This is a genomic window from Mucilaginibacter sediminis, assembly GCF_051903035.1.
Taxonomy (GTDB): domain Bacteria; phylum Bacteroidota; class Bacteroidia; order Sphingobacteriales; family Sphingobacteriaceae; genus Mucilaginibacter.
This window is the reverse complement of the sequence record NZ_CP170602.1, coordinates 4,668,391-4,684,769: the sequence shown is the minus strand read 5'-3', so window position 1 is coordinate 4,684,769 and position 16,379 is coordinate 4,668,391. Positions and strand designations below refer to the sequence as shown.

General features: G+C 41.2%; 15 protein-coding genes. 9 read left to right on the top strand and 6 right to left on the bottom strand.

Annotation, left to right across the window (positions count from 1 at the left end; translation table 11 throughout):
• Positions 1-103 precede the first annotated feature (103 nt).
• The 4 genes from ACFGVS_RS19135 to ACFGVS_RS19120 all read left to right on the top strand — a co-directional run bounded on the left by ACFGVS_RS19135 (position 104) and on the right by ACFGVS_RS19120 (position 3,914).
• Entirely contained in the window at positions 104-403 is a 300-nt protein-coding gene (locus ACFGVS_RS19135) for a helix-turn-helix transcriptional regulator (protein ID WP_439695183.1), read from the top strand.
• 181 nt (positions 404-584) lie between these two features.
• Positions 585-845, top strand: a complete 261-nt coding sequence (locus ACFGVS_RS19130) for a hypothetical protein (RefSeq protein ID WP_439695182.1) — start codon at positions 585-587, stop codon at positions 843-845.
• Positions 826-1,323 (top strand): hypothetical protein, encoded by a 498-nt coding sequence (locus tag ACFGVS_RS19125; protein ID WP_439695181.1) that lies wholly within the window; start codon positions 826-828, stop codon positions 1,321-1,323. Before ACFGVS_RS19130 ends, ACFGVS_RS19125 begins: the two co-directional genes overlap by 20 nt.
• A gap of 200 nt (positions 1,324-1,523) precedes the next feature.
• Positions 1,524-3,914 (top strand): NACHT domain-containing protein, encoded by a 2,391-nt coding sequence (locus ACFGVS_RS19120; RefSeq protein ID WP_439695180.1) that lies wholly within the window; start codon positions 1,524-1,526, stop codon positions 3,912-3,914.
• A gap of 175 nt (positions 3,915-4,089) precedes the next feature.
• Here the strand turns inward: ACFGVS_RS19120 and ACFGVS_RS19115 are convergent, their stop codons facing one another.
• On the bottom strand, positions 4,090-4,602 hold the full coding sequence (locus ACFGVS_RS19115; RefSeq protein ID WP_439695179.1) for a hypothetical protein: 513 nt from the start codon (positions 4,600-4,602) through the stop codon (positions 4,090-4,092).
• Positions 4,603-4,688: 86 nt separating this feature from the next.
• Here ACFGVS_RS19115 and ACFGVS_RS19110 point away from each other — a divergent pair, with 86 nt between their 5' ends.
• The gene (locus tag ACFGVS_RS19110; RefSeq protein WP_439695178.1) at positions 4,689-5,396 is read left to right on the top strand and encodes a hypothetical protein; all 708 of its coding nucleotides are present in this window, start codon (positions 4,689-4,691) and stop codon (positions 5,394-5,396) included.
• 203 nt (positions 5,397-5,599) lie between these two features.
• Complete coding sequence (locus ACFGVS_RS19105) at positions 5,600-5,833, top strand: hypothetical protein (RefSeq protein ID WP_439695177.1); 234 nt, start codon at positions 5,600-5,602, stop codon at positions 5,831-5,833.
• Between the two features lie 145 nt (positions 5,834-5,978).
• On the opposite strand, the gene ACFGVS_RS19100 is transcribed toward ACFGVS_RS19105, so the two are convergent.
• Positions 5,979-6,416, bottom strand: coding sequence for a hypothetical protein (locus tag ACFGVS_RS19100; RefSeq protein ID WP_439695176.1), 438 nt, complete (start codon positions 6,414-6,416; stop codon positions 5,979-5,981).
• A gap of 330 nt (positions 6,417-6,746) precedes the next feature.
• On the opposite strand from ACFGVS_RS19100, the gene ACFGVS_RS19095 reads away from it, so the two are divergent.
• Entirely contained in the window at positions 6,747-8,525 is a 1,779-nt protein-coding gene (locus tag ACFGVS_RS19095) for an ATP-dependent nuclease (protein ID WP_439695175.1), read from the top strand.
• A 214-nt stretch (positions 8,526-8,739) separates the two neighbouring features.
• On the opposite strand, the gene ACFGVS_RS19090 is transcribed toward ACFGVS_RS19095, so the two are convergent.
• The 4 genes from ACFGVS_RS19090 to ACFGVS_RS19075 all read right to left on the bottom strand — a co-directional run bounded on the left by ACFGVS_RS19090 (position 8,740) and on the right by ACFGVS_RS19075 (position 11,961).
• A complete protein-coding gene (locus tag ACFGVS_RS19090; protein ID WP_439695174.1) occupies positions 8,740-9,075 on the bottom strand; it encodes a type II toxin-antitoxin system PemK/MazF family toxin in 336 nt (111 codons plus the stop codon).
• A gap of 14 nt (positions 9,076-9,089) precedes the next feature.
• Entirely contained in the window at positions 9,090-9,578 is a 489-nt protein-coding gene (locus tag ACFGVS_RS19085; RefSeq protein ID WP_439695173.1) for a hypothetical protein, read from the bottom strand.
• Between the two features lie 408 nt (positions 9,579-9,986).
• Entirely contained in the window at positions 9,987-11,681 is a 1,695-nt protein-coding gene (locus ACFGVS_RS19080) for a recombinase family protein (RefSeq protein WP_439695172.1), read from the bottom strand.
• Positions 11,682-11,772: 91 nt separating this feature from the next.
• Positions 11,773-11,961, bottom strand: a complete 189-nt coding sequence (locus tag ACFGVS_RS19075; protein WP_439695171.1) for a hypothetical protein — start codon at positions 11,959-11,961, stop codon at positions 11,773-11,775.
• A 108-nt stretch (positions 11,962-12,069) separates the two neighbouring features.
• On the opposite strand from ACFGVS_RS19075, the gene ACFGVS_RS19070 reads away from it, so the two are divergent.
• A complete protein-coding gene (locus ACFGVS_RS19070) occupies positions 12,070-13,239 on the top strand; it encodes a type IV secretory system conjugative DNA transfer family protein (protein WP_439695170.1) in 1,170 nt (389 codons plus the stop codon).
• Positions 13,240-14,814: 1,575 nt separating this feature from the next.
• Positions 14,815-16,356: a hypothetical protein gene (locus ACFGVS_RS19065; RefSeq protein WP_439695169.1), complete on the top strand. Its 1,542-nt coding sequence runs from the start codon at positions 14,815-14,817 to the stop codon at positions 16,354-16,356.
• The last annotated feature ends 23 nt before the right edge of the window (positions 16,357-16,379 follow it).

The following is a 16,379-nucleotide window of genomic DNA, read 5'->3' as shown; positions in this document are numbered from 1 at the left end:
TGCAATCTTCATTTGAACGCCCGAAGCGTTTATCAACAGTTTCTTCGAAAATCAGAAACCTCCGTTTGGTACAATTACTTCGTTGCGTGTTTAAGGGTCGACCGTGAAATGCCGATACTATTTTTTCATATGTCATAGTTGCTATCGTATTGTAGTGAGTTACAAGACAAGACCATTTCCGAATAGGTTACGAGTAACTCGCCAGAACGCGGGCTTTACGCAACTGCAAGTGGCGCGCCTGCTTGGATACAGCAACTCAAACGCGCTCTGCGCGTGGGAAAACGAACACACGATGCCCAACGGCACGAATCTCATTAAGCTGTGCATGCTCTACTGCAAGACCCCTGCCGAACTCTATCCCGAATATGTCGCGCAGATAGACTTACACCTTCTTATCCTCTAAGCATTGCCCTGACGAGCGCACTGCCACAACAGAATATTTCCTAATTGCCCCCTGCACGGACACGCTCTTTTGCCGCGCCCGAGTTTTGAAAGAAAAATAACGTTCGAAACGAAAAATCACAAAAATTTTTTCGAAACGAACGATCAAAGTCGGCACCTTACAAGCCAATCAACTGCTCATTATGAAAAACAAAATAAAAAGCAACATGTACACGCCGAAGGAGCTTCAGCTGGCGCACGAACTCTCGGACGCGCTTAACGACCAGAAGTCCCTCGCGTTCTATCTGGCATGCGCGAAGAAGTACCCCCGCGAGTTCCTAGTGGCGACGCTGATGCACGTCCTGGCATTGCCAGGACACAGCGTGCGCACCACGCGCGCCCGGCTGTTCACCAATATTGTTACCAACTCGATCTACAACACCAATGACCATATTTGGGATTAGTATCGGCACCTCGCGCACCGGGGTGTGCATATTGCAGGACGGAAAGTTGATCGAAATGCACGTACACGACTATCCGGCTCTCTGGTCTGACAAGAAGTTGAAGAAAATTCTCAACCGCTACCGGCAGTACTTGAAGCGGTATCCGGTCACGGACGTGATCGTAAAGATACCTTCCAAGTCGGGGCTAAGCAAGGAGGTACGCCGCCTTATGCGCCGCACCGAGGCGCTGGCGAAGGAATACTACTGCACCTTTGACCTCACCACCAAGATCGAGATCAAGGGAACGCTACTGCTCCGCTCGACGGACGAGATGGTCAGGTTCGCAAGGGAGGCGTACCCACAGCAGCTCGCCGCCCTGTACAGCAAGGGAGTGGCCACCAACCACTCCTATCACAGGAAGCTGTACGAGGCCGTGCTGGCAGCGCACATCTACGAAGAGCGGCAGAGGGTGCGGAAGCTACAAAAGGAAAATACATAGGAATAAGCTAAATAAAGCGGAGTTGTCACTCCGCTTTATTATCTTGTCGATAAAAATATAGTAGCTTTTAGCCTATTTTTTATTACTGTGACGTTTATTAAGATAAATCAATGGGCATTAATAATTATATAATATTTTGGATTAAAGAGAATATATTCACGTTATTTGATTTTTTAATCCCTAAATTTATTTAAACAAACATGGATCAGATGTCTCTGCGCAAGAAGATAAAGGATAAGATTCGCAATATAACGGAGACAGAGTATCGTGTACTTCTTTCGCAGCTATTTGATGCGATGAATTACCGAGAAGTTAAGATAACACATGGCACTCAGGAGTTCGGGAAAGACCTCGTTTTTTTTGAAGAGGATAAGTTCAAAGAAAAGATTTGGTATTCATGTGTTGTAAAAAAAGGGGACGCCACGCAAAGCATTTACGGCGATATCCAGCGTCAAGTAAGCGAGTCACTGGCCAAGCCGTACGACCATCATCAGTTCGGAAAAGTAAAGGTTACAAAAGTTTTTGTCATTGTAACAGGAATCTTCAAGGATAACACCCGAGCATTGATCGCCGAAACTATTCAAAACGGCGAAAATGTCGTTAAGTTCTTTGAAGGAAGTAACATTGCTGAGCTTATAGAGACAAGCAACTTACAAAATCTAATCGCTGACTCAGAAGTTGAAGATGTCTCGCATTCTGTTCAAAAGGCTGACATTATCGAAAAGCTAAAAGATAACAATACAATTAAGTTTCTAGAAGCAGACTACGGCATTCCTATAAATGCTATTGAAGATTTCCGAATCAACGTAAGAACCAAATCTCGGGAAATGTTTGAAGAGCGCAGAAAATATGTCGAAGACAAGGAATTATCCGTATCAATCAAATTGCTTCCAGAATTAAGCAGTATTCTAACTGCTAAAAGGCCCTTTCTATTGCATGGAATAGCAACCTCAGGCAAAACTACAATTTTAAAAAATTTAGGTAAAGAGTTCCTTAAACTGAAGCCAAATGGTTACCTGTTTTATTTTGAGTTGAATAAAACAAGTAAGGGTTGCATATTCAACCTCACATCAATAATCAATGATTACTATTTAAGAGTGACGCAAAAGCAATTTGACTGGACGACCCAAAATGAAGTTCTTATCTTGCTAGACGGCTTAGACGAAGTTAACGACGATAATACAAGACAATGCATCATAAAAGAGATTTTGCTCGCTTCGGAGCAGCAAAAATGCCAAGTTGTCCTCACTTCCAGATCAATAGATTTTTTGTCGATTCATGAGAAGATTGAAACTCATTTCGAGAAATTCGAGTTACTTCCGTTGAATTACAACGAGATGGTGCAAATAGGAAACAAAATACTTTCCGATCCTAGCCAAGCCCGAAAATTTGTGCACTTGATAAAAAATAGCGAGTTATTAAACTCCTTTCCAAAGACGCCTTTAACAACCATCTTACTCGCAATTCTTTTGAAAGAAGAGAGAATAGACACTAAAGAGTTACCTAAGAATATTACTGAACTTTACTCGAAGTTCATTGATCTTTTTTTAAACAAATGGGACAAAGGTAAGGGAATATCGGAACAATATAAATTTGCTGAAAAGGAATATGTCATTCGGCAGTTAGCTGAGTATCTTCAAAAAAATAACAAGGTGTCCTTTACAGAAGACGAGATCGAGGAATTTCTGTCAAATTTAAAGAAAACAAGACCAATAGACATTTTGGCTAACCCAAAAGAGTTTTTAGACAATCTCTGCGATCGGTCGAGCTTATTAGTAAGGGATAAAACAGACGGTACCCTGAAGTTCTTTCATTTAACATTACAAGAATACTTAGCAGCATCAATTTTAACAACCAAGGACGAGCCGTTGCTCATAGAAAATTTTCTGCAAGATTGGTGGCTTAATTCTAACATTTTTTATGCTGGCAAAACGCCGGCTGATTCTAATGTGCTGAAAGAAGTCTTGAAACTTGATGTCTTTCCGGTATCATTCGAAGATAAAATGAACTATATCGTTAATACCACAAAGGTACTTAAAGCCGTACACTTGTGGGACAATGAAAATCGAAAAAAGACCATAATCTCCATATTGAAAGTTTTTGAAGGGATGATTTCCATAATTATAGGAGCTTTTATCGGTTCTGAGATAATAACTCTAAGAAACAAAACGCTTTTGGATGTCGTCCTGTGGTCGAGGAGCTTTTTTAATGAGTTTATTGATTCAAGTCAGTTTGGTGGTACCTTAAAAAGCATATGGTCAGATATCATAGAAAATCCAGTAGCCTATAACGACATCATTAGGTATTGCATAGCCTATAATCTTTCACTTAGAGAAAATTCATCTGAATATTTGGAGCAGTTTATTGAATCCGATATCACATTAAATCCTCGTTGGTTCAAAATCGTCTACGTCGACATTAATATAAAAAAACTAAAGCCAACAAACTCAAAATTAGTTTTACGATTCAAACAAAAGGCTTCTGAACATAAAAAATATATACAAAATCAGTTTCAACAACGATTGCATAAACATTATTCAAGCATCACAGGCTTGCCGCCAATTCCAGATTATCAATCAGCCGAAGTTTAAGAAGATAAGCATTGGTTCAGTTAATGAAAGAAATATGGCACGGTAAGCTCACAGAAAACTAACCGGCCGATTCAAGTATTTTTGTTGCTAAAATTCTCGGTAGATTAGGTAGCTGATATAGTGATATATTACCAATTTTAAAAAGAACGATATCTGGGGAGGAGCGTGATCATGACTATTCGTTGCTCTTGTAGTATTCCTCTTGAATATTGAATGAACTGTGCCTAAAGGACGGCAGATTTCCGACGAAACTAAGGTTAGAATTTTGTTGAAGGAGCCTCTTCTCGGTTTCCAACGTGTGGTTCACTCGCTCAACACGGTTGAGTTCAGCGAGGAGCATTTCTCCCAAATTCTTCTTGAGCTCGGTTTCTTTCATCGCTGTTTCCAAGGACGCCTGTAGTCCAAGCAAGGCCTCCTTGTTCTTGTCGTTTTCCGCCTGCTTCTCGTCTAGGATGAGCTTCACGTTCTCGTACCGCTTCTTGTGCATCTCGGTGACCTCGAGGTCGTTGTTCTTCCTTTCTATTTCAAGCTGCTGCTTAAGGCTCTCTATCTGTGCCTCCTTGGACTTGATAATTTCGGCTTTTGCATCCTTGTACTCGCTTATAGACCTGAGTCGAAACACTCGGTCAAGCATGAAGGCGGCGACAAACAGAATGTTAAGGGCGGAGGATATGTAGATTGGATTCATGTTGTTTATTTTTAACGTGCCTGTTGATAAGTTTATTAGCAACTAAATTACTAATTTTTTTAGATTTGGGTTATCGAAATAAAAAAATGGATATGTCCGCCCTGACCCTCAAGCTTATCGCGCTGCTATTTCCCGGACTTGTAGCTGCATTACTCTATCGCAGGCTTACCGTTAAGCATAAGGAACGCTCAGACTTTATGTTCGTGCTTATAGCAATAACGGAAGGGATATTTTCCTACCTTACGGTACAGACGCTATATGTTGTTGCCGTTTTCGGACACAACTTAATATGGCGAGATTCGTGGGACTACCAGACGCTCCACGCATTCAGGGACCTGTCAGATAGCAAGGTGATTCCGTATGAAGAGATTATTTGCGCGAGTATTGCCGCTTTCGCAATTTCGATGGCTACAGTATATATAAGTCATCACAACCTGTTGAATAAGTACGCGATCAGATACAGGATATCTAACAAGTATGGAGACGAGAACCTCTATTCCAACTTTCTGAACGAGAATTGCCTATCGTGGGTGTACGTCAAAGACATTCCCAACGAAATCGTTTACTGCGGTGCAGTGCAGTCGTTCTCTGAAAGTGACGAGTTCAAGGAAATTGTGCTAAATGAAGTTACCGTTTACAGGTATTTCAAGGACAAGGAATACAAGGAACTGTACGACGTTCCGAAAATATACCTGTGCTTTCCAAAGGACAAAGTAATCATTGAACAAGCAAAAACAAAACAACCAGATAATGAAGAAAGAAGTCAAGATGATTTACCCGGCAGTGGAAGTTAAGAACGGCCAGCAGAAGCTGCCCACAGCGGTCGCAAAGCCAAATGTGGTAAAGCCGGGGCCGAAAAAAGGGTAGTCAACGATTGCCAAGCCATCGTTAACCTGCCGCGAATGCAGTGGGGTTGCACTTCAGTTAAGCTGCTTAATGGCGACTATTAAATAGCCTGTGACGAAAATTATTTATATCTATTGCTAATTATAAAATCATGCAAAACATAAAATTTACCTATCAAGGCGTTAGGGGTAATAAAATCGATGCAGATCTAAAAAACATAGACATCGACGGTTTCGAGTCCGATTGGAGAAATAAAGTAGACAACATATATAAAGATAGTCTTATATCCCCTGAAGTTATAGTTATCCTCTCTGAAGACGGGAAAGAAATAATCAATTCAACACTATTGGTGGACGGAGTTTTGAAGTCGGAAAAATTGCATTAGTTGATTGTACATCCCTTATATGTGCATTGTTTTTTACCTGTTCTGTAAGTAGCTGTCGGTATGTTCAAAGCCTTTGGCAGCTCCGCGACTGCTTTTGTGGCCTCAGCTTGTTTTTTGGATTGATCTTTTGCCATTTTTTGAAATATTAAACTTTAGCTTCAAAAAAATATACTTTCTCCGAACTGTCTTTCTTTAACGTAAGGATTTCATTATTAGAAGGATCAAAACCGACAAAAGTACTCCCATCAATGACCTTTAAGCAGTGATATACTATCGACTTTGCTTTTATTTTGACTTCAAAATTATGTTGTGGAAAATCTATGTACCAGCTCTCATTATTATTTGCTACGGTTATATTCGCCTTGAAACTCACTGTTTCATATGAGTGTTTGTCTTTCTTTAAAATCTCCTTAATTTGTGAGCGAATGTCCTCGTCCGCGTTGATGGCAGTATTAGCATTAGCCAAGTAACCGCTCCTATCCTTATTGTATGTGCCCGTTAGCTTGTTACTTATCATTTGTTTTAATATGTCGCTGATTGCGAGATTCTTTTCAACAGTGAAGTAAATTTTTAATAATTCCATTAAAATATATTAAGTCGATTGGTGCTATAAAGCTATATATTTAGCGTGAACTAAATTACTGAATATTAATATATCTCAACAATATATCTCACCGCACTACAATTCCCAATCGGCTATTACAATCGGCAATCAGACAACGCAGGAGTATTACCTTTCGGCGCCGGATAGACCCTTTTTCTTTTCAAAGCGAAGCGGTCTGCCGTAGTACCGACGTTGAAGTGCAACAGCGAATTACGTTTTTTGCCACTTATCATAAGCGCGGGCACCTATTAAATGTTGCCTTTGTTCAATGAGAAAACTATACTACATTTACTAACTAAATTTATCACAATGGCCAAACCTAAAAAAGAAGCTGAAGCTGAACACTCTCTTGTTTCCACAGACCCTAACGTGCCCAAACCTCGTTTGGTAAGATTATCCATAAAAAACTTTAGGTGCATCGGGCCGAATCCTGTCCTAATTGATCTCGATGAGATTGTTGTGCTTGTAGGCTCAAACAACGCTGGAAAGAGTTCGATCTTAAAGGCGTACGAACTTGCCATGTCCCAGGGCTCGGATAAGGCTAAGCTGAGAAAAGAGGATTTCCCCAACGGCGTAATTGATTCGCACAATCTGCCGGAAATACAACTTGACACCATTGTTTATGATAATAGCCCCAATGAAAAATGGATCGAGGTCCTGCCATCCGGGGAGAAGCTGGTTAAGGAACGGTGGATTTGGAGCGGCGAAGACAAGCAGCCTATAAGGGAGGGGTGGCATGTCGCGGAAGATACCTGGAGTTCTAACGTGCCGTGGGGAGCGCCAAACGTAGCGAATTCAAGGCGGCCTGAACCACACAGGGTTGACGCTTTTGAGTCGCCAGACCTTCAATCTAAAGCGATCAAAGAACTGCTTATGAAAGGGTTAAAGGATCGTGTAAAAAACCTCAGCGCTCAACCGGGTGATGAGGAAAATGAGTATCATCAGCTTTTGGGTAAAGTAAAGCAGTTGCAAAAGAAGATACTGGCGGAGACCCAAGAGCAGATTAATGAAGTAAACCAGGAGTTGACCAACCTGGTAAATAAGGTGTTCCCTAACTATAAGATAGATTTCGACGCAAAGCCCGAAGATGACTTGGATAAGACCATTAGCCTGTTTAAGGCAGATCCGCAGTTATTAATGGGACCCGCCGATGGCTACCTAAGCACAGTGGACCGACAAGGAAGCGGAGCCAGAAGAACTCTCTTATGGACAGCGCTAAAGTTTATTTCGGAAAACAATCAAAAGGAGAAAAAAAGCGATATTGAAAGACCGCACTTATTGTTGCTTGATGAGCCTGAGATATGCCTTCATCCAACGGCTATTCGTGACTGTTGCAACGTGCTCTATGATCTGCCAGCCACTGGCAAGTGGCAAGTCATGGTTACCACGCATTGCCCTATATTTATCGATTTTTCCAGAAATAATACAACCATAGTAAAGGTGGAAAGAAACCATCAGGGTGATATCCAGGGCACAACGGTTTTTAGGCCCGATAAAGTGAAGTTAGACGAAGATGACAAGAAGAATCTGAAACTGATGAACATATGCGACCCCTACGTTGCTGAATTCTTTTTTGGGGGAAAGGTAATTATCGTTGAGGGCGATACCGAATATACTGCGTTCAATTATATTAAAGCTCAAAAGCCTTTAGAATATAAAGACATCCATATTATCCGGGCACGAGGAAAGGCGACTATTGTTTCATTGATAAAGATTCTCAATCATTTCGGTACGAGCTATTCCGTGTTGCATGATAGCGATACTCCGCTAACAAAAAAGGGAGACAAGGCTAATCCCGCATGGGGCAACAATCCTAACATATTAGCGGCTTTAAATAACCACCCGGAGCAAATAAAAGTACGACTGTTGGCCTCTCTTCCCAATTTTGAACGGGCTTACTTTGGAGAGTTTACAGATAGTGAAAAACCTTATCACGCCCTCAAGGCAATTTCTGAAGATCCGAAGAAATTTGAAATTGTTGAATGCTTATTGCTTTCACTGATAAACCATGATTCGAATCCCCCTACCAACTGCGTTGAGTGGGCTTCAATGGAAGACCTCGAAAACAAACTCAAACTCGTTAGTTAATTCTGCCAACGTCGCACAGCCGAACCAATAGACGTAGTTACTTGAGATAATGCTGTACATACCATCTCAAGTAACTATTCATGTTCTTAAAACATATCGAAAGAAATCTTGATATAACCCTGCAATTCGTATTAAAAATAAGAATAAAAAAATAACGAGCAACAGGAATCTAAGGCGAAAATTGGAAAGCTGATAACTTTATGCCCTCTATTATTTACCTTGCCATATTATTGTCGATGATTCTGCCTATCTCGTGCAGTAACGAGCATTTTCCTATCGGCCTTATAATAGAAACGCACGGTATAGTTAATATACTTTTAGGGCGAATATAGGTATCTTCCGTCAGACCCATTTTTTTTCCTTCTTCCGAATTTGCTTCTACAAAAATATTGTTGGCATCGTCTCCATTATTCTTAGTAGTACAGTAAACGGATATCGCATCATCGTTCTTTTTGTTTTCTCGCAAAACTATGACAGGTCTTTGTTTTAGTCCATTATTTCCATCAGGAGCCCAAACTAAAATAACCTCACCACGATACAATTTCCTCATGGAGTAGCCTATACTTAATCGTTGGCAAGATCACCCCATGTAGCAACTAAATTCTGGTACAAGTCAGGATTGGATAATATCTCTTTGCTGCGGTCTGGGTACAGCTGGTCGGCCATTTTCTTTTGAGAAGCCCTAAACGATTTTAAAGTCTTCCTTATCTGCCAAATTAGAAAATGTGAAAATATGGGGATATTATCCTCCTTCACTTCACAAATGGCCCTCGGAGCCAAAACTTCGATTCTCTGCAGAAGCCTATAAGTACTTAATTCTATTGTGGCTTTATCTTTTTCTGATAGACAGTCGAATTTTTTTAATATTTCCTTCATCAGTTTTTCAAAGTCCTTACGGCTCTTCCTTATTTGATGACAGTTTGAAAAGTTATTGAAAATATTTTTACGTGATTGACTTAAGCTCTCTATAAGCTCATTCAGCACCTTTAAAAAAGATTCCAAAGGGTCTTGGTAAGAATGGGGTGATATGGCTACGTTCATGTGTTTTTTCATAACGATTTCCTTTCAGATACCATTATAACGACCAAAGGTATACCAAAAGATATAAATCAGCAATAGATTGCTGATGACCTCAATATATTTGAAAATGTGGAAATGTTAACAAAGTACGATGGTGCTGACAAGGTGATAATCAACCGCTAAACGCTATTTTAAGCCCTTTAAGTAAAGATCGCCCCTATAGGCGTATACATTCTCATTTGAGGAAACTAAGCCTCTTAAACCTTAAAAGTAGAATAAAAAAATATTTTAATTGTAACAAGATTGTTACCAAATAAATTTGCATGCATTTCTTTTTTGTAAAAAAGTGACCTTTAATTTAGTCGTCAAGCTGAACGTATTAATTATTGCGCCTCAGTTCTAATGCTCTCTCGCAGCCTCCGCAACGTGAGACACATTGTCTCAAATCACAATTTCGCCCTGATCCTGCAATGCGCCTTCGGTTCCGACCGGGGCGTTTTGCCTTTCCTCGGTTCTAATGCTCTCTCGCAGCCTCCGCAAAGTGATAAGTACCCGCTCAAAATAGGGACTTTGTCTAAATTCTATATAGCTTTTTATCGGTTCCAACGCCCCTTTGTTTGCCTCGTAAAAGGATTTCAGTTCTTCGATGTCGTAGAACCAGCTTTGCCTTGTAAACGTTAGCTTTTTTCCTTGCAAAACCCAGTTCCAACCGAAATAGGCGCAGATGCTTCGCTGTTCCCTGTAGCTTGCCGCCTTGAACCGTTCCGTTATGTTTTCGACGAAATCAAACAGGTCGTCAATCTGCTTTTTTTGCAGGTCAAAGCCGGATTCCATTCTCTTGATTTTTTCCTGTATGAGAATCAGCTCTACCTCGCGCTCCGCTTTCTTGCTCCTGTACTGCTCTTCGGTCAGGTCATTGGCAATTCTAAGGTCAATCAGGCGGCCAAGTTCGGCTTGAAGCCTGCTTTCAAAGCCCTTTGCGGATGACAGCAGCTCCTTGCTGTTTTCAAGAGCCTGCTGATAATCCTCTGCCAGCGTGCGGACTGCCCATTCCTTCCACTTCGGAATGAGATTAAGCTTCGAGATTTCGGACGCGATAAGTTCGGTCATTTCCTTTTCCGTGGTGTAGTGCCTTTCGCCGCATGCCTCCTTGCCCCGGCGCTTGGTGCAATGATAAAAGGCGTACGTCTTGTATTCTCCCGTGGCCTTAACAATTTTCAGCTTCCTTGACGCGGTTATGGCGCAGCCGCACGCGCCGCACCTCATCAGTCCAGTAAATGCGAACTCGTGTTTTTGCTGCATCGGCTTGTTCTTGCGGCCTAAAATCTTCTGTATGGTATCGAATTCCTCGGCGGTTATCATCGGCTTGTAGGAACCCCTGTACAGCCTGCCGTTTCGATAGAAGCGGCCACAGTAAAAGGGGTCCGCGAATATCCTGTACAGGACGCACAGGGCGACCGGCTTGCCGCCCAGCCTTTTTGTCGTTCGGGTGATAAGGCCGTATTCGCTTGTCAGCTTGGCGTGAACCTCTTGCACGTTGTACTTGCCGGTCAGCATCAGCTCAAACCCCTTTCTCAATACATGGAACCGTTCCGGGTCTTCCAGCAGGTAGTTGCTTCCGTGTTCCTGGAATTTCGTGTTGAGATAGCCGAGTTTGGCGACACCGCCGGGCTGTCCTTTCTCCCACATCTGCCTGTTGCCGTTTCTCACCTTTCTCGCAAGGTCAATCGTATACTGCGAGGCCATGCTCGTCTCGATGCCCAGCAGCAGCGTGTTGTCCTCGCTCCTGTACTCGCGGGTGGGCGTCCAAATTGACCTTATCAGGCCGGAACGCAGCAGCCACCTGACTTCGCCGTCTTCCAGCTCGTTGCGGACGACGCGGTCGACATGCCACGCGACTATGCCGGATGCCTTGCCCTCCTTGATGAGGCGCATCATTTCCGTGTAGCCGGGGCGGTTGTTCGGGGTGGAAGCCGAAGCCTCATCGGTAATCGTCTTAAGTATGGTTAGCCCGTTGGGGCGTATCACCCGTTCCTCGTTGTCCCGCAATTGCGCGGGGATAGACAAAGACTGCCGATTTTCTCCTTCGGAAGACTTGCGGGCGTATTGTATGTAAATAGTTTTTTCGTCCTTCATAGTAAAAACCTGAAAAGAGGCAACAGGTAAACACTTTTGTCGTCGAACGCAAGTGGCCTGTTACCTCTTTTCAGGTATAAAAGCTTATCAGTTATTCACTTGCGTTCGACACGTTATTTATATCATTTTCCTTAATTTCTGCAAGAGGTTGTATAAACAGCCGCGTATAGTGCAGCAACGCGGAGGCCTTTTCGTGCGCCTCGCTTCGTGTCAGCCTTACGCCAAACTCCTGCTCGTACAGTCCGATAAACGATTGCAGCTGGTGTTCCTTTATTTCCATTCCTGTATTTTCGCATGCCGTAGGCGAGACAGGTAGTATCAGTGGTTAACGGCGCACAATGAAATGCCGATACTATAATTCATTCGTTGCTTTCGATACGATAATTGTATGCACGAACTAAAACCATTCACGCCGATAGGAGAAACCAACTGGCGCAACCACAACCGTATCTTCGGCATCAAGCCCGCCGACCGCCTGCACCACATATTTTGCCTGGGCAAGACAGGCATGGGCAAGTCACATCTGCTCGTCAGCATGGCAGTAGACGACATGCGCAAGGGATACGGGATATGCGTGCTTGACCCGCACAGTGATACCGTCGAGTTGGTGCTAAACCGCGTACCAGAACATCGCAAAAAGGATGTTATATATTTTGACGCGACCAACCGCGCCAATCTACCGGCCTTCAATCCATTGGCAGATGTCCCCGAACACCAGCGGCAGTTAGTTGCTTCCGAAATGATTACTACGTTCAAGCGGCTCTTTTCGACCTCGTGGGGCGACAAGCTGGAATATATCCTGCGCTTTGCCATCGCTACCCTGCTGGAATATCCCGGCGCCACGCTGTTGGACATATCGACACTGTTAACCGACGCCTCTTTTCGCGCACGGGTATTGCAGCACGTGCAAAATCCATATGCGAATTCGTTTTGGCTGAACGAGTACAACCTGTACTCCGCAGCCATGCAGGCAAGCACCGTGCAGCCGATATTGAATAAGGTGGGGGTGCTGCTTGCCAACGACACATTGCGCGGCATCTTCGGGCAGCCACAGGGTTTGTCTTTTGAACAGTGCATGAACGGGCAGAAGATCGTATTGGTGAATTTATCGAAAGGTGAGATCGGCGAGGACGTGGCGACCGTATTGGGCAGCTTCATCATAACGAGCATCCAGAACGCTGCGATGCGTCGGGCATCAATACCGATAACACAGCGCAGGCGCTTCTACGTGTTCATAGACGAGGCGCAGCACTTTGTTTCTACCTCCTTTGCCGCGATGCTCCCGCAGGTGCGAAAGTTTGGCCTTGGCCTGTTCCTGGCCTGCCAGCACCTTGACCAGCTGGAAGCGGACACCCGAAGCGCCATCCTTGCCAACTTCGGCACGCTGATCGTGTTTCGGGTCGGGCTGGACGACGCGAAGGTGATGGAAAGGCTATTCTATCCGGTATTCACCTACGACGACTTTGTCAGCCTGCCGAAGTATCATATCTATTTAAAATTGCTGATCGACGGGGTCGAGAGCAAGGGGTTTAGTGCTGTCACAGTTATTCACGCATAACCTCTTATTCGTTAAGCTCTTTATTAAAAATGCATAGTCTGCTTAAGTTTACTCCAGTTAAGCTCGTTTATTCGATTCCCAATGCATTTCTTAAATTCACTTGAAGCACTATAGACACTATTGGAGACAAAAATTTTCTCGCTATTTCTTAGAATCATGTATAACGAGCATATTTCAATTAAACTAAAATATTCGCTTGCTTCAGGAACAAAAAAGCATACAATTTCTCTTGCAGTCATTCCGGGATTAGCCTGTAATATGTCGGCAATAAGCTGATTTTCAATTATGTATATATTTGCATTCATGATGGTATTGTTCTTGGGTTTTTCCACGCCTTCGTTGTGAGTCTTTATCTCTCGTAAAGCAAGGCAGTGAAGTGTAAAAATCCTTTTTGTGAACTCGCCATTCTTTTTATTACTTTGTATTAAAAAGAAATCTTTCACCCGGTGTCGATTTGCTTCCTACGGCAGACACCGGGTTTTTCTTTAAATCATATCCTCATAATTGTATTTAATTCAAAAAAGGTCAAGAAACGTTTTGACACGCATCGATATGAAAACACTTTCCGTTTCTGCACATATAACAACAGTGGCCTATAGCCTTGATTACATATTGTAAGAGTGTTTTGCGATATCCCTTTTTTTCTATTTAAAATTGATGGGGTATTAATGCCAAAGCATGCTAATTTTGTCTTGATCTGTAAATTATTCAGATAAGCTAATGCAGGCTCAAATTGAATTAGAGCGTCAGGTTGAAAACAACGTCCGATTGTGACATTATTGCCCGGTGATTTAACCGGAATTAGATTGGTTTCCATTTTGCATTTTTAAACTTTTTTGAGGGATCCGTTAAAAAATGCACAAAATGTTTAGATGCTAAGTTGAATACAGGGGATTGCCCCTAAGTATTCAACTTTTTTTGCAAAAACTTGCTTTTTTCTTATTATTTGATAATCTTTATAAGAAAAAAACAAATTGCACCTTAAATTTGTGCAGAGAGAAATTTGCTTTTTAGAGCCTGGGCTTCCGACCCGGGCTTTTTATTTGCCAATTCAGTCAGATTACGACTTCATACATGGCTTTTTCCATAGGCAATTCTGATTGTAAGTGTTTAAAAATCAAGTTCATATAAATCAAAAAAAAATATTTCACAAAGTATATTTTGCAGTGTTACTTTTTTCACTACATTTGCAGTCGCTTTAAGAGCGGATAAAATCCGCTGAAATAAACGATTCTCCTCCAGAATCCAAGGTTTTTTATGTCCTTTTTGTCGGTCGGTAACCGCAAAGCTACACGTATTTTTTTCGCATGTCAAATTATATTTTATCAAATCACAAAATGATTGAATAGGTTAATTTTTATAGGCTTAAAAGAATAATTATTGGTTAATAATTAATTTAAAGCTATAGCTGTTTGTTATCAGGGCATTTTCAATAACTGTTTATTTCTTTCAACTCTGGGAATGTCTTTTTGATCGTTACTAAACTCCTGGTTTAATCCAAAATGGCTTTATATTAGTTTAAAATCTCGGTCACTTTTTATAGTAGATAATTACTATTTTAGAAAAACTTAAACTGTGAAAGTAAAACGAGATACTGCATTGATTCGTAATCATGACGTCATAGCTTACGGAGCTGTTTTTTTTATTTTATTACAACTCGTACAATTTTCAGCCGTTGCCCAAGGACTTAAATACACCAAATCCCATAAGTCACGTTTCTATAGTAACGAAACTTTAAATATTCGGCCGTCGAAACACATGTATCATGCCGGAGAGAAGTTTTCCTATCTTCTTGAATCAAAAGATTATCGACACCTTCAATTCTACAATAATAAAGACGATAAGTTCATTTATCCGCGCAACATCTTTATAGAACATTGGGCCGTGATAGAAGATTTTACTCACCAAGTATTTGATAAAAATATCCCCCACTACTATAGTTTTTCGAAAATTTCATCCCTAACAATAAAAAACTCATCCTTATTATTTCCTGTAGAATTTTCGCGGTGGGATCTAATTGGTTTTTATGGCATAGGCGGACTTTCACTCGAAAATGATTCTCTCAAATCTCTATCGTTTGACGAATGTTATGGTGATATATATATGAAAAACATTACGTATCAAGCATCAATGCTGAATTGTACCCACTCAGATGTATCACTTGATATTGATGGTTTAAAAGCAAAGACTGGCAAAATCTTAATCAAGATTAATGAATCGAATATAAATTTCAAATATAACGACTATCGTAATCAAGATATTCTTAAAACGTCTACTGTTCGATTCCAATATGATTCTGTCTTCTCGGTCTCTGCATGGCTCTACAATCCAATTGCGGCGAATTTTGTTGACTGTGCCATTGATAAAAATCCAATTGATATACACGTCACATCCAATGTTAAAAACAGTTCTGTTGCAATTGAGAACTGCTCGTTAAATATTAGTCAAATAAGGGTTGGAAACATTGATTCGCTATCTATTATCAATAGTAAAATCTTGAAACCGCTTAAATTGAATATAGATCAATATCGTGAACTGAACATATCATTAACAAATACCGATGTTTCAAATTTAGAATTTGACTTTACCGACAATTTGATCCTTACGTTTAAAGAAGATTCATCCGATGAAGAAATACGACAAACGTACATTCGCCTTTTGGATAAATTCAAAAAAGACGGTAAGACCTCAAGTTATCAAAATGTTGATATTCAGTATAAGAAATACGAACTTTCACAATATGGTTTATTCGGTAAAGCATGGGATTTCGTGGATTGGGCATGGTGGAATTATGGATATAATCGACTAAGAATAATTGGTTGGACATGTGGTTTCTTATTGCTCTTCTTTTTTATTAATTTAACAATTCAGGATGAATTATTGAATTTTTACCCAATACTAACCGTCAACAAGACTCAACGGTTAGGTTTTCTTAATGAATTGAACGCAGTAGTGATAACCATAGTGTTAACGATGTATATATTTTTTTCGTTAAAAGTAGATTTTGATAAAATTAAGTCTGACCATACTGGGATGATTTTTTATTTTTTTATTCAGTATTTTACTGGCCTTATATGTTTATTTTTTCTTTTTAATGCCATTCTAAAAATAGAATAACGTCGGTTTTCTTATTTCTCAAA

What these genes read in the sequence shown, in the direction of transcription:
- ACFGVS_RS19120 (WP_439695180.1), top strand. Translation starts at nt 1,524, where the DNA reads ATGGATCAGATGTCTCTGCGCAAGAAGATAAAGGATAAGATTCGCAAT.
- ACFGVS_RS19105 (WP_439695177.1), top strand. Translation starts at nt 5,600, where the DNA reads ATGCAAAACATAAAATTTACCTATCAAGGCGTTAGGGGTAATAAAATC.
- ACFGVS_RS19110 (WP_439695178.1), top strand. Translation starts at nt 4,689, where the DNA reads ATGGATATGTCCGCCCTGACCCTCAAGCTTATCGCGCTGCTATTTCCC.
- ACFGVS_RS19100 (WP_439695176.1), bottom strand. Translation starts at nt 6,416, where the DNA reads ATGGAATTATTAAAAATTTACTTCACTGTTGAAAAGAATCTCGCAATC.
- ACFGVS_RS19130 (WP_439695182.1), top strand. Translation starts at nt 585, where the DNA reads ATGAAAAACAAAATAAAAAGCAACATGTACACGCCGAAGGAGCTTCAG.
- ACFGVS_RS19090 (WP_439695174.1), bottom strand. Translation starts at nt 9,075, where the DNA reads ATGAGGAAATTGTATCGTGGTGAGGTTATTTTAGTTTGGGCTCCTGAT.
- ACFGVS_RS19095 (WP_439695175.1), top strand. Translation starts at nt 6,747, where the DNA reads ATGGCCAAACCTAAAAAAGAAGCTGAAGCTGAACACTCTCTTGTTTCC.
- ACFGVS_RS19080 (WP_439695172.1), bottom strand. Translation starts at nt 11,681, where the DNA reads ATGAAGGACGAAAAAACTATTTACATACAATACGCCCGCAAGTCTTCC.
- ACFGVS_RS19115 (WP_439695179.1), bottom strand. Translation starts at nt 4,602, where the DNA reads ATGAATCCAATCTACATATCCTCCGCCCTTAACATTCTGTTTGTCGCC.
- ACFGVS_RS19075 (WP_439695171.1), bottom strand. Translation starts at nt 11,961, where the DNA reads ATGGAAATAAAGGAACACCAGCTGCAATCGTTTATCGGACTGTACGAG.
- ACFGVS_RS19085 (WP_439695173.1), bottom strand. Translation starts at nt 9,578, where the DNA reads ATGAAAAAACACATGAACGTAGCCATATCACCCCATTCTTACCAAGAC.
- ACFGVS_RS19070 (WP_439695170.1), top strand. Translation starts at nt 12,070, where the DNA reads ATGCACGAACTAAAACCATTCACGCCGATAGGAGAAACCAACTGGCGC.
- ACFGVS_RS19125 (WP_439695181.1), top strand. Translation starts at nt 826, where the DNA reads ATGACCATATTTGGGATTAGTATCGGCACCTCGCGCACCGGGGTGTGC.